Annotated in this window: 13 protein-coding genes and 1 tRNA gene; 7 read left to right on the top strand and 7 right to left on the bottom strand. The window is 59.4% G+C overall.

What is annotated here, in order from left to right; genetic code table 11:
• The 3 genes from U1A24_RS11300 to U1A24_RS11310 all read left to right on the top strand — a co-directional run.
• Positions 1–768: TatD family hydrolase (locus U1A24_RS11300; protein ID WP_322322077.1), on the top strand; the 768-nt coding region annotated here is incomplete at its 5' end.
• Positions 768–1574, top strand: coding sequence for an MBL fold metallo-hydrolase (locus tag U1A24_RS11305; protein WP_322322078.1), 807 nt, complete (start codon positions 768–770; stop codon positions 1572–1574). The genes U1A24_RS11300 and U1A24_RS11305, both read left to right, overlap by 1 nt.
• The gene (locus U1A24_RS11310) at positions 1571–2512 is read left to right on the top strand and encodes an AEC family transporter (RefSeq protein WP_322322079.1); all 942 of its coding nucleotides are present in this window, start codon (positions 1571–1573) and stop codon (positions 2510–2512) included. The genes U1A24_RS11305 and U1A24_RS11310 overlap by 4 nt, the downstream gene beginning before the upstream one ends.
• A gap of 26 nt (positions 2513–2538) precedes the next feature.
• On the opposite strand, the gene speB is transcribed toward U1A24_RS11310, so the two are convergent.
• From speB to U1A24_RS11340, 6 genes are all read right to left on the bottom strand, one after another.
• Positions 2539–3495 (bottom strand): agmatinase, encoded by a 957-nt coding sequence (gene speB / locus U1A24_RS11315; protein ID WP_322322080.1) that lies wholly within the window; start codon positions 3493–3495, stop codon positions 2539–2541.
• Positions 3496–3503: 8 nt separating this feature from the next.
• A complete protein-coding gene (locus tag U1A24_RS11320; protein ID WP_322322081.1) occupies positions 3504–4475 on the bottom strand; it encodes an ABC transporter permease in 972 nt (323 codons plus the stop codon).
• 4 nt (positions 4476–4479) lie between these two features.
• The gene (locus tag U1A24_RS11325; RefSeq protein ID WP_322322082.1) at positions 4480–5733 is read right to left on the bottom strand and encodes an ABC transporter permease; all 1254 of its coding nucleotides are present in this window, start codon (positions 5731–5733) and stop codon (positions 4480–4482) included.
• A gap of 92 nt (positions 5734–5825) precedes the next feature.
• Entirely contained in the window at positions 5826–6893 is a 1068-nt protein-coding gene (locus tag U1A24_RS11330) for an ABC transporter substrate-binding protein (protein WP_322322083.1), read from the bottom strand.
• Positions 6894–6965: 72 nt separating this feature from the next.
• Positions 6966–8069, bottom strand: a complete 1104-nt coding sequence (locus U1A24_RS11335) for an ABC transporter ATP-binding protein (RefSeq protein WP_322322084.1) — start codon at positions 8067–8069, stop codon at positions 6966–6968.
• Positions 8070–8536: 467 nt separating this feature from the next.
• Positions 8537–8623, bottom strand: a tRNA-Leu gene (locus U1A24_RS11340).
• Positions 8624–8768: 145 nt separating this feature from the next.
• Here U1A24_RS11340 and lipB point away from each other — a divergent pair.
• Positions 8769–9422: a lipoyl(octanoyl) transferase LipB gene (lipB, locus tag U1A24_RS11345; RefSeq protein WP_322322085.1), complete on the top strand. Its 654-nt coding sequence runs from the start codon at positions 8769–8771 to the stop codon at positions 9420–9422.
• Positions 9423–9653: 231 nt separating this feature from the next.
• Positions 9654–11324, top strand: coding sequence for a cytochrome c oxidase subunit I (gene ctaD, locus U1A24_RS11350; RefSeq protein WP_322322086.1), 1671 nt, complete (start codon positions 9654–9656; stop codon positions 11322–11324).
• An 89-nt stretch (positions 11325–11413) separates the two neighbouring features.
• Here ctaD and U1A24_RS11355 read toward each other — a convergent pair whose 3' ends face one another.
• On the bottom strand, positions 11414–11824 hold the full coding sequence (locus tag U1A24_RS11355) for a VOC family protein (RefSeq protein ID WP_322322087.1): 411 nt from the start codon (positions 11822–11824) through the stop codon (positions 11414–11416).
• A 130-nt stretch (positions 11825–11954) separates the two neighbouring features.
• On the opposite strand from U1A24_RS11355, the gene U1A24_RS11360 reads away from it, so the two are divergent.
• Entirely contained in the window at positions 11955–12443 is a 489-nt protein-coding gene (locus U1A24_RS11360) for a DUF2244 domain-containing protein (protein WP_322322088.1), read from the top strand.
• Positions 12444–12513: 70 nt separating this feature from the next.
• Positions 12514–12894: a VOC family protein gene (locus U1A24_RS11365; RefSeq protein WP_322322089.1), complete on the top strand. Its 381-nt coding sequence runs from the start codon at positions 12514–12516 to the stop codon at positions 12892–12894.
• Positions 12895–13058: the final 164 nt, after the last annotated feature.

Raw genomic sequence — 13058 nt, forward strand, 5'->3', positions numbered from 1 at the left:
CTTGATTTCCCCGACTTTCAGGACGAGCTGCCACAAATCATCGCCCGCGCGCATGAGGCAGGGGTGTCCCGCATGGTGACGATCTGCACCAAGCTGCACAATCTGCCGAACGTGCGGGCGATTGTGGCGGCCTATCCTTCGGTGTTTTATGCGGCAGGTATCCACCCGATGAGTGCGGCGGAACATCCTCCGGTGAGCGTGGAGGATTTGGTGGCGCTGGCTGACGATCCGAAGTTTGTCGGCATCGGCGAGACAGGACTGGATTATCACTACACCGCCGAGACGGCGGAGATTCAGCAACGATCTTTGCGCATCCATATTGAAGCGGCGCAAGAAACCGGGTTGCCGCTGATCATCCATTCCCGCGCGGCGGACGAGGATATGACGCGGATTTTGGCAGATGGTATGGCCGTAAAACCCTATTCCTGCGTCATGCACTGCTTTTCTTCGGGTGAGGCTTTGGGGCAAGCGGCGCTGGAGATGGGGTTTTATCTGTCGATGTCGGGGGTGGCGACTTTTCCGAAGTCACAGGAATTGCGCGATATTTTTGCCCGCGCGCCGTTGGACCGGATTTTGTTGGAGACCGACAGCCCCTATCTTGCCCCCCCGCCCTACCGCGGGCGGCGCAATGAGCCGGCTTATACCGCCTTCACCGCAAAGGTCGGTGCATCTGTGTTTGGCATCGGCGAAGCGGAATTTGCCGCCGCCACCACCGCGAATTTTGACCGCCTGTTCCCCCGCGCAGCCCGCAAAGCGCAGGCGGCATAATGGCGACGATGCGATTTACCATTCTGGGGTGCGGCTCGTCTGGTGGCGTGCCTCGGCTGGGCGGTGATTGGGGCGATTGTGATCCGTTGAACCGCAAGAACCGCCGTCGCCGCTGCTCTTTGCTGGTGGAGCGGCTGTCAGGCGATGCGATCACGCGGGTGCTGATCGACACCTCACCGGACATGCGCGATCAGTTGCTGGACGCCGGGATTGGTACGCTGGATGGCGTGGTGTTCACCCATTCGCATGCCGACCATACCCACGGCATTGATGATCTGCGCCAAATTGTTTTCAACATGCGGCAGCGGCTGTCGGTCTGGGCCGATCATCCGACGCAGGGGGCGCTGCTCGCGCGATTTGCCTATGCGTTTGTGCAGCCCGAAGGCTCGCCCTATCCACCGATCCTTGATCTGCACACCATTGGGCATGGGCCGTTTGAAGTGCCGGGACCAGCGGGGCCGATCAGCTTCACGCCGATGGTGGTGGATCATGGCTCGATGGAGGCCTTGGGATTTCGGATCGGGGGATTGGCTTATATCCCCGATGTGGTGACGATCCCTGAGGCTGTCTGGACGCAACTTGAACACCTTGACTGCTGGATCATCGACGCTTTGCGCCGCAAACCGCATCCGACCCATGCGCATCTGGCGCTGACGCTGGAGTGGATCAACCGGGCGCGCCCGGCGCAATCGGTGATCACCAACATGCATCTGGATATGGATTATGACACCTTGACCGCAGAGCTGCCAAAGTGCGTGCAACCTGCCTTCGATGGCATGGTGCTGACGTTTGAGAATGTCGCATGAGCGCGTTGCTTGACGTTATTCTGCCGGTGTTTTTGCTGATTGGCTTTGGCTATGTGGCCGCGCGCGCGAAACTTTTCAGCGAAAGTGCCGTCGATGGGGTGATGCGCTATGCGCAAAGCTTTGCGTTGCCGGTGCTGCTGTTCAAGAATGTAGCGACGCTGGATTTGAGTACCGCCTTTGCCCCCGGCCTGCTGATATCCTTCTACACCGGGGCGGCGGTTTGCTATGCTTTCGGGTTCTGCGTGGCCCGGTTTGGCTTTGGCCGCCCGCTGACGGATGCGGTGGCGATTGGTTTTGCCTGCACGTTTTCCAACTCTTTGCTGCTGGGTGTGCCGATCACCGAGCGCGCCTATGGGACCGAAGCGCTGGCCGGCAACTTCGCGATCATCTCGATCCATGCGCCGCTGATTTACACCTTCGGCATCGTGTTCATGGAATGGGCGCGCTCACGCGAGGCCGAGACCCGCAGTCACGCTGATCTGGCGCGGCAGGTGTTGCGCGGTATGTTTACCCAGCCGCTGGTGATCGGGTTGATGATCGGTTTCGCGGTGAATCTGACGGGGGTGCCGCAGCCGGGATTCTTCACGGCAGCAATTGACATGATGGCGCGCTCTGGCCTGCCAGCCGCGCTGTTTGGCTTGGGCGGCGTGCTGCTGCGCTATCATCCCGAGGGTGACAAAGCGCTGATCGCAATGGTGTGTTTTGCCTCGCTGCTGCTGCATCCGGCGATTGCCTATGGTTTGGGGCGCTTTGTATTTAACCTTGATGTCAATGGTTTGCGCTCGGTCACTGTCACCTCGGCCATGGCACCGGGGGTGAATGCTTACATGTTCGCCAGTATGTATGGCGTGGGCAAGCGGATCAGCGCGACGGCGGTGCTGGTGGCGACCGGATTGTCGATTTTCACCAGCTGGGGTTGGCTGCACATTCTGCCGTGACGCCGATTTCCGCAGCGGAAATCGGCTTACCTCACGCCACGCGTGTGGAAAATGAAGCCAAGGAAGTTCAACAGGATTTGCGCCGCGAGAATGCTGGTTGATTGTGTCGGGTCATAATCCGGGGCGACCTCGACCAGATCCATGCCGACCACTTCGTGATTTTTGGCAATCGCCTGCAGCATTTCCAGCACTTCGTAATAGAGAAACCCACCATGGCTGGGCGTGCCGGTGCCCGGGGCAATCGACGGGCAGAATCCGTCGATATCCAACGTCACATAAACCCGCGCGCCTTTCGGGATGCGGGCGACCACGCCTTCTGCGCCCAAAGCGCGGGCTTGACGCACCGAGAGAATATCGGTGCCCATCGCGCGCGCCGCCTCATACCCCTCACGCGAGGTGGAGGAGACGTTGCGGATACCGACTTGTGTGAGCCCCGTGACATAGGGCTTTTCCGCCGCGCGGCGCATCGGTGAGCCGTGGCCAACCTTCACGCCATGGCGTTCATCGACGAAATCCAGATGCGCGTCGATCTGGAAGATGTGGATATCGCCGTGACCCTCAAACGCTTGAATACAGGGAATGTTCACCGAATGATCGCCGCCGATCACCACGGGCAAGGCCCCTGCAGCCAGTATCGCCTGCACACCCGTGCGGATGTTGTCGTGGCTGCGGGTGGTGTCGGTATGGATGATGTCGGCATCGCCAATATCGACGATCCGCACGGCGGCTGGCAGATAGGTGCAGTCATCCTCGTGATCATAGGCTCCGGCATGGCCGAAGCTGAACAGGGTGGACGCCTCGCGCACCGAGCGCGGACCAAAGCGCGCGCCCGCCCGGAACTGCGTGCCGAAGTCGAACGGCGCGCCCATCACGGCCACATCGGCGTCGATCTTGGACCAATCCTCGACGTACGGGCGTTTGCCGAAAGTCGAAATGCCGACGAATGGCAGGTTCAGCCGCCCGGTGTCATAGGTGTTGGCCATGATGGCTCCTAGTGCGGGGTGACGCCGCGCAGGCGTTCCGAGCGGCGGCGCAGGAGTTCGACGGTGGCGAGCATACAGACCGACAGGATCACCAAGATCGTCGCCACCGCCAGAATCGCCGGGCTGATGGCCTCGCGGATGCCATTGAACATCTGGCGCGGAATGGTTTGCTGTTCGGGGCCCGCGATGAACAGCACCGCGACCACTTCGTCAAACGAGGTCACGAAGGCGAACAGCGCGCCCGAAATCACGCCGGGCAGGATTAGCGGCATAATCACTTTGAAGAAGGTGACGCGCGGATTGGCCCCCAGAGAATGCGCCGCCCGGATCAGCGATTGATCAAAGCCCGACAGTGTCGCCGTCACGGTGATGATTACAAAGGGAATGCCCAAGATCGCATGGGCGACAATCACCCCCAGATGCGAGTTGGCCAGACAGCCCTTGTTCGATAGAAACACCCCAAAAATCTCGCCCATTGCGCTGTCCGGCGCGACACAGGCTTTGGCGTAGAAAAAGCTCATCCCCACAGCGATGATGATGATGGGCACGATCATCGGCGAGATCAGCGTCGCCATGATCAGGCGGCGATAGGGCATCTCGGGGCGCGACAAGCCAAGCGCTGCCAAGGTGCCCAGACTGGTGGCGAGGATGGTTGCCCACAACCCGACCCAAAGCGAGTTTTTCGCCGCCTGAATCCAGGTGGCGTGCCGCCATGCCAGCCGCCACCATTCACCGTCACGCGGACCTTCGGGTGCGGGATGGCCCAATGTCAGCAGCGTATCATACCAACGCACCGAGTAGCCCTCGGGATCAAACGACAGCATCTTTGAGCTGAAGGTGAAGTATGCCTCGGCGTTGAAGGACAGAGGCATCACGATCAGGATCGGCGCGATCAGAAACAGGAAGATCACGGCGCAGATCACCTTGTAGGTCAGGTGCCAAGCCTTCTCGAGCGGCGATGCGTAGATTGGTAGTGCCATGATTTCACCCGAGTTTCAGGCGGTCGATGCCGACCAGCCGGTCATAGACCCAATACAGAAGCAGGATTGCTCCCAGCAGCATCGCAGCAATCGCAGCGGCCAGTGACCAGTTCGATTTGCTCATGTGGAAGCTGATCAGGTTCGAGATCAGCTGGCCATCTGCGCCACCGACCAAGGCCGGGGTGATGTAGTACCCGACGGCAAGAATGAACACCAACAACGAGCCCGCAGCGATCCCCGGCAAGGTTTGCGGCAGATAGACCCGGCGGAAAGTCGTCCAGCTGGTGGCACCCAAGCTGCGCGCGGCGCGGGCGTAAGATGGCGGGATGGTTTTCATCACTGAATAGAGCGGCAGGATCATGAAGGGCAGCAGCACATGTGTCATCGCCACAATGGTGCCTGTCATATTATACATCATTCTCATGCGGTTATCGTCGCCCAAGAGACCAATGCCAACCAGCATGTCATTGACCACACCCTGCTCTTGCAGCAGCGCGATCCAAGCCGTGGTGCGGACAAGCAGAGATGTCCAGAAGGGCAGCAGCACCAGAATCATCAGCAACGATGCCTTCGCCATCGGCAAAGTCGCCAACAAATGCGCCACGGGGAACGCCAGAAGCAGGCACAGGATGGTGATGATCCCTGAGACAATGAAGGTTTTGAAGAACAGATACAGATAGATGCGTTCCTTATCGCCACCTTGCTCCCAGCCATCGTTAGTCAGCTTGCGGTCCGCAGCGACCAGATAGAACTCGGGCGTGTAGGGGTTGGAGGCGGACCGCATTGCGGCCCAAAGCCGCGGCTCGGCCCATTCCGGGTCTTGTGCCAGCAGGGACTCTTTGAACGGGGCGGTCAGATTGGCGGCTTCGCGCGCACCTGCCTTGAACAGGCTGATGGTGCCCGGCACAGTATAGTTGATCCGGGAGCCCGCCATGCCGCTGGATCTGTCGGTCTGCATCTGTGCCAGATCTTTGACCAGCGCAGCATAGGCGGCTTCGGGAACATCATGGGTGCCCACATCCGGGTTGGCAGCAAACCAAGCTGAAACGCTGGGGGCAGAGCTGGAAAAGCCATCATGCTCGACCGAACGCTTCAACATATAGCCGATCGGGATCAGAAAGCTGAGCAGCACGAAAATCAGCAGCGGCAACACCAAAAAGAAGGCGCGGCGCTTGGCGCGGGATTGGGCGGTTGCCAAGGCGGCCTTCAACGGACGGCCATCGGCGGTGGTCAACAATATCGTGGTGGCGTCGGCCATCCCGTCATCCCTTCTGGCAGAGGCCGGGCGCGAACGGTGATCCGCGCCCGGTTTTGATCAAGCCCGGCCCAAAATCGGGCCATCGCTTTTGCTTACTGCGCCAGCCAAGCCTGGAAACGCTCGTTCAGTTCTGCGTCATGGTCGACCCAGAACGTCGCCGAGGTTTCCAGGGCGTTGGTCATGTTTTCCGGGGCGGTCGGCAAATGCGGTGCCATCACGGTCTTGCCGTCTTTGAAGATGATCTCGGTGGCCATCGACGATTTACGCGCCGGGCCGTACGAGATTTGCTGCGCCGATGCGCGCAGACCTTCGGTCGAGGTGGCGAACTTGATGAATTCCATCGCATCAGCCATGTTCGGTGCGCCCTTCGGCACGACGAACATTTCGTTCTCATAGATCTGACCATCCCAGACGATCTGGAAGGGTTTGCCTTCGTTCATCGCCGCGGCAAAGATCCGGCCGTTATAGGCGGTGGTCATCGCGACTTCGCCATCAGCCAGAAGCTGCGGTGCCTGCGAGCCTGCTTCCCACCAGACAACGTCTTTCTTGATGGTGTCGAGTTTGGCAAACGCGCGGTCAACGCCTTCGGGGGTGCCCAGAACAGCGTAAACTTCGGCAGCCGGAACGCCGTCACCCAGCAAAGCCAGTTCGAGAACGGCTTTGGCGCCCTTGCGCAGGCCACGCTTGCCGGGGAACTTGGTCAGGTCGAAGAAGTCAGCGACGGCCGTCGGGCCTTCGGGGAACTTGGTGGTGTCATAGGCGAAGACGTTCGACCAGATGTCGGTCGACACGGCACATTCGGTCACGGCACCAGCGATAAAGTCTTCAGCAGCCGGGGTGCCGTCAGCACCAGCGGGCAACGAAGCCGCGTCGATTGGCTCCAACACGCCTTCGTCGCACAGACGGATACCGTCTGCATATTCAACCGATGCCACGTCAACGGTCACGTTGCCAGCTTCGACCATGGCCTTCAGCGCCGGAGCGGGGTTATCGCTGTCGGTCATGATGGTGGGTTTGCCGGTGGCCGCGATGAACGGCTTCACAAAGGCTTCGGTCTGGGCTTCGCCATAAGCGCCGCCCCACGACATCACCGTCAGGTCAGCATGAGCCGCAAAGGCCATGCTGGACAGAGCGGTGGACAGAACGAGAAGTTTCTTCATTGAGGTCTCCCAGGTTGGATAAGGACGTTTGTTAAGAGGCCGCGTCCCTGCGGCTGCCCCTTTTGCAGGGGATCACATTGGATCAAGGGCGCGGGCGTCTTGCGGTGCCCAGCCGATCTTGATCTTCTCACCCGGAGCCAGCATGCGCTGACCCAGGGTATTTCGCGATTTGATCACGAATTCATCCGATCCGGCAACGCGCAAACGCGTGCGGAACATGTCGCCCATGTAAATAAATTCCATCACTTCGGCGTCGATGGTATGCGCGCCTTCCGGCATCGCTTCGGGTTTGTATTCGACACGCTCGGGGCGGATCGACACCAGGGTTTTCGCACCCTTGGTCGAGACGTTGACCGGGGTTGCGTCAATCACTTCGCCGGTTTCCAAGCGCACGGTGCATTTGCCGTCACCGATGGATTCGATGGTGCCGGGCAGTTTGTTATTCTCACCGATGAACTGCGCGACGAAGCTGTTTTCCGGGCGTTCATAGAGATCAGAGGGCGGAGCAAGCTGCTGGATGCGGCCATCGTTGAACACCGCAACTCGGTCAGACATCGTCAAGGCTTCGCCCTGATCATGGGTCACATAGACCACGGTGATGCCAAGGCTTTCATGCAAGTGTTTGATTTCAAACTGCATATGCTCGCGCAGCTGTTTATCCAAAGCGCCCAAGGGTTCGTCCATCAGCACGAGGCTGGGATCAAACACCAAGGCCCGCGCCAAAGCGATGCGTTGTTGCTGACCGCCGGAAAGCTGTGCGGGGCGGCGATTGATGAAACTGTACATCTGCACCATGTCGAGGGCGCGTTTGACCTTGGCCTCACGCTCGGACTTGCCCATGCCGCGCACTTCCAGCGGGAATGACAGGTTTTCGCCCACGGTCATATGCGGGAACAAAGCGTAGTTCTGGAACACCATGCCGATGCCGCGTTTGTGCGGCGGCACCTCGTTGATATTGGTGCCGTCCAGCATGATCCGGCCATGCGTCGCGGTTTCAAACCCCGCCAGCATCATCAGACACGTGGTCTTGCCCGAGCCGGATGGCCCCAACATCGTCAGAAACTCACCTTTGCCAATCGAAAGGTTCAGGTCTTTGACGACCAATGACACGCCATCATAGCTTTTCTGAACGTGCTCAAAAGCGACGAAAGCGTCGTTCGGGCTGGTTGCAACCACGCCAATCTCCCCATGTGTCCGGCAGTTTTCCTGCGCTTGTCCTATACGCTTACGGCAATGGCCTACCGAATGGCAATTCCCGATTACGCAGCAGGAAGGTTGCACGGCCAAACTGGTTCAATCGGGCATTTTGCGCCCTGTTTGCCGCTTAGAACGGCAGTTGATGAACCAAGTGGCAGTCGGATCGGCTGCAAGTCGGTGAAGGCAGCCGGGGCAGCACCCGGTTTCAGTCCATCCGCTTAGCGCTAACTGATTCCAATCTGGTCTGCAGAAACGGGTTGCCGACAAGCGAGCTGACTTTTCACGCACAAAGCACCGCTAGGCGCGCAGCACAGCTCATGAACCTTGCGCCGTAGAATGTGCCAATACCAGCAGCTGGCCGTATTGCGCGTTAAGAATTGCCGCCGGGGTATTGTGAGGATTTTTATGGTCTGGCGAGCCAGAGGGCTCAAACCACCTTGCCGGATTGGTGCGGATGAAAAGACTCGAACTTTCACTCCGATTAAAGAACAGCGACCTCAACGCTGCGCGTCTACCAATTCCGCCACATCCGCACTGATCCGGCAAGGTGGCGGCTATGTAGCCGCACAACGCCGCGATGAAAAGGGGGATTCTGCACAGGCGGCGCTTTGTGGTCACCGCAGTTGCATTCCGCCGCAGCCCGCGCCATCTCTGACACGACGTCAACGGAGAGAGCTGATGAATCCTGTGCAGTGGCAGCATCTTCCGGGGCTTGCGCCCTATGCTGAAACCCTTGCCGCGATGGAGGCCCGCGCGGCAGCGATTGCTGCAGGCGACGCACCCGAGGCGATCTGGCTACTGGAACATCCACCGCTTTACACGGCCGGCACCTCGGCCATACCGGCCGATCTGACCGACCCTGACCGCTTTCCGGTGTTTCAGGCCGGGCGCGGCGGGCAATATACCTATCACGGCCCCGGCCAGCGCGTGGCCTATGCCATGCTTGATCTGAACCAACGCGGCCGGGATGTGCGCAAATTCGTCTGCGCTCTGGAAAGTTGGGTGATCGCAACACTGGCGGAATTCAACGTCAAGGGCGAGCGGCGCACAGGTCGGGTTGGCGTCTGGGTGGTGCGGCCTGATCTGCCCGCCAACCCGGATGGCAGCCCGCGCGAGGACAAGATCGCAGCCATCGGGGTGAAGCTGCGGCGCTGGGTGTCGTTTCACGGCATTTCCATCAACGTTGAGCCGGATCTTTCGCATTTCTCTGGCATCGTGCCCTGCGGCATCCGCGCGCATGGGGTGACCAGCCTTGTTGATCTGGGCCTGCCGGTCGGCATGGCCGATCTGGATGCGGCCCTTCTGAAAACCTTCCCGCGATTCTTCCCGTAACGCCCGCAAGTTAATGGCCACAACCGAATTGCGATAACCCCGCAAAACAGTCAGTCATTTCCCGCGGTTTTTCTGCACCAACCCTGTCGCATCCTCGCGCAACTGTGGGAAAATTTGACTCAGATCAAACTCTGACATTGCCCTGCCTTCGCCTGCAATCTAGATACATCTTGTAATCCGGCGTGGGCCTCCCATGCGCGGGCAAGAATGCAATGACAACGGGAGACGCCAATGGCCGACGCAGCCATCCATGGCCACGACCATGACCAACGCGGCTTTTTCACGCGCTGGTTCATGTCGACGAACCATAAGGATATCGGGATCCTCTATCTGTTCACCTCGGGCCTTGTCGGCCTGATCTCGGTGATCTTCACAGTCTATATGCGGCTCGAATTGATGGAGCCGGGTGTGCAGTATATGTGCATGGAGGGGATGCGCTTTGTCGCGGATGCCGCCCGTGAATGCACACCGAACGGCCATGTCTGGAACGCCACGGTTACCGCGCACGGTATCTTGATGATGTTCTTCGTGGTGATCCCGGCGCTGTTTGGCGGTTTTGGCAACTACTTCATGCCGCTGCAAATCGGCGCGCCGGATATGGCGTTCCCCCGGATGAACAACCTGTCCTACTGGATGTATGTCGCAGGCACCTCGCTGGCGGTGGCATCCTTGTTCGCACCGGGCGGGGAAGACCAGTTGGGCGCGGGCGTGGGCTGGGTGCTATATCCGCCGCTGTCGACCCGTGAAACCGGCTACTCGATGGACCTTGCGATCTTCGCGGTTCACCTGTCGGGCGCCTCGTCGATTCTGGGCGCGATCAACATGATCACCACCTTCCTGAACATGCGCACGCCGGGGATGACCCTGCATAAAGTGCCGCTGTTCGGCTGGTCGATCTTCGTCACGGCCTGGCTGATCCTGCTGTCGCTGCCAGTTCTGGCCGGCGCAATCACCATGCTGCTGACCGACCGCAACTTCGGCACCACCTTCTTCGACCCCTCGGGCGGCGGTGACCCCATTCTGTATCAGCACATCCTGTGGTTCTTCGGCCACCCGGAAGTGTATATCATCGTGATCCCTGCATTCGGCATCATCAGCCAAGTGATCTCGACCTTCTCGCGCAAACCTATCTTCGGCTATCTGCCGATGGTTTACGCAATGGTCGCGATCGGCGTGCTGGGCTTCGTCGTGTGGGCGCACCACATGTATACGGTCGGCATGTCGCTGAGCCAGCAAAGCTATTTCATGCTGGCCACGATGGTGATCGCGGTGCCGACAGGTATTAAGATCTTCTCGTGGATCGCCACGATGTGGGGCGGCTCGATTGAATTCAAAACCCCGATGCTCTGGGCGTTTGGTTTCTTGTTCCTGTTCACCGTCGGTGGTGTGACGGGCATCGTGCTCAGCCAGGCTCCGGTCGACCGCGCCTATCACGACACCTACTATGTCATCGCGCACTTCCACTATGTGATGTCTTTGGGTGCGGTGTTCGGCATCTTTGCGGGTATCTACTTCTGGTTCGGCAAAATGTCGGGCCGTCACTATCCGGAATGGGCAGGCCATGTGCACTTCTGGATGATGTTCATTGGCGCAAACATCACCTTCTTCCCGCAGCACTTCCTGGGTCGCCAAGGTATGCCGCGCCGCTACATCGATTATCCCGAGGCCTATGAATACTGGAACTATGTCTCGTCGCTGGGGGCATTCCTGTCCTTCGCGTCGTTCGTGTTCTTCATCGGCATCGTGTTCTATTCGTTGATCTGGGGCAAGAAAGTCACCGAGAACAATTACTGGAACGAATACGCCGACACGCTGGAATGGACCCTGCCCTGCCCGCCGCCCGAACACACGTTCGAGCAGCTTCCCAAGCAGAGCGACTGGGACCACAACCGCGGCCACTGAAGCTCGGTTTGAAATCAAAGAAGCCCCGGAGCGATCCGGGGCTTTTTTTGTTGCAGGCTGGGTGCGATCTATCGTTGCGTTCAGCCTAACTATTCAAAGCCCCAAAGTGCTGCTTCCGCAATCTCAACCGAGTTACCTGCTGGATCGCGCACATAGACCGAGTGGGTTCCGTTCGGCCAGACATGGTGATGCTCGACCGCGACCCCCATCGCCACGAAGTGATCGCGCCACGCTTCTACCTCGGCCCGGTCCTTGGCGTAAAAGCAGAAATGCCCCGCACCCTCGGCCCCGTGGCGAGGGATGCCAATCTCGGGATCGTTTTCGCGCGATTTCTCGGGGTTGAACAACAACAGCATGTGCTGGCCGCATTTCAGGAACACCAGCCGGTCTGGCACTTTGCTGACCAGCTCCAGATCAAAGATATCGCGATAGAACGCCTCAGCGGCGTCAAGATCGCGGGCGTAGATCACCGTTTCCATAATCCCGGAAGCCATTTTCATCTGCGCACTTCCCCATTCTGCACATGCTGATGTGCGTCTCGGGTTGGATTTTGCCGCCGCATCGGCGGAAAGTAAACGCACGGCTTTGTGCCGACTTCCCTTTCCTGCGCTGCGTATTATCTTGCGCCCCATGCCCTACGAATGGCTCCCCTCTTCTGGCGACAACACCCAACGCCTGCACCTGTGGCCCTACCGATCCTTGCCGCGGCGCGGGATGGTTTGGTTCCTTGGTGGCACGGCGGCGCTGATCGCCCTGCCGCTTCTGGTGCTGATCGGTTCGCCTGTCTTGTGGGGTCTGCTGCCCTTCCTGCTGGCGGCTGTCGCGGGCATCTGGTTGGCGTTGAACCGCAGCTACAAAGATGGCGAGATCCTTGAAGACCTCAGCCTCACCGCCACCGAGATCAGCCTCACCCGCCACGGGCCGCGTGGAAAACGGCAGGACTGGCGGGCCAATCCGCATTGGGTGCGCGTCACTTTGCACAAAACCAGTGGCCCGGTGCCAGATTACCTGACCTTAACGGGCAACGGGCGCGAGGTAGAGCTTGGGGCGTTTCTGCCGCCTGAAGACCGCCTAATCCTTGAGGCCGATCTGCGCAAACGGCTGGCAGAGTTGCGCTGAATTTGGCCGAAAGCTTCAACCGGTCGTACAGCTTCTGTTAAACCCAAACCCTGCGCAGAAAGGCCAAGTCATGATTTACCGCTACACTATTCTCTACGTCGCCTCGGTGCCCACAACGCTGAAATTCTATGAAGCCGCTTTCGGCCTTCAGACCGGCTTTCTGCACGAATCTGGCGACTACGGCGAAATGCTGACGGGCGGGACCAAACTCGCTTTTTCCTCTCATGCCCTGATGGCGCAAATTGGCAAGGATGTCGCCACCGAGCCACCCGCTAAACCCAGCTATGAACTGGCCTTTGAAACCGAGGACGTCGCTGCCGCCCTTGCGCGCGCCACTGCTGCTGGGGCGATCCTGGTCAAGCCGGTTACTGAAATGCCTTGGGGCCAGACCATCGCCTATGTCCGCACCCCCGAAGGCACCTTGGTCGAGCTTTGCACCAAAGTCAGCTGATGCATGCCGCGAAAGCGGTTCGAATCTCAGGCAAGCTACGTATCGGCAGATGCGCTCAAGGGCAGCGCATAGCGCATTCCGTTTCTGTCTAATCCTGAACCGCTCTTGATTCCAAAGCCTCGGGCCAACCGCCGCCACAACACAGTGAAACGATGATCGGTCGT

Origin of the sequence: Cypionkella sp. (assembly GCF_034376685.1) — a bacterium.
GTDB lineage: Bacteria > Pseudomonadota > Alphaproteobacteria > Rhodobacterales > Rhodobacteraceae > Cypionkella.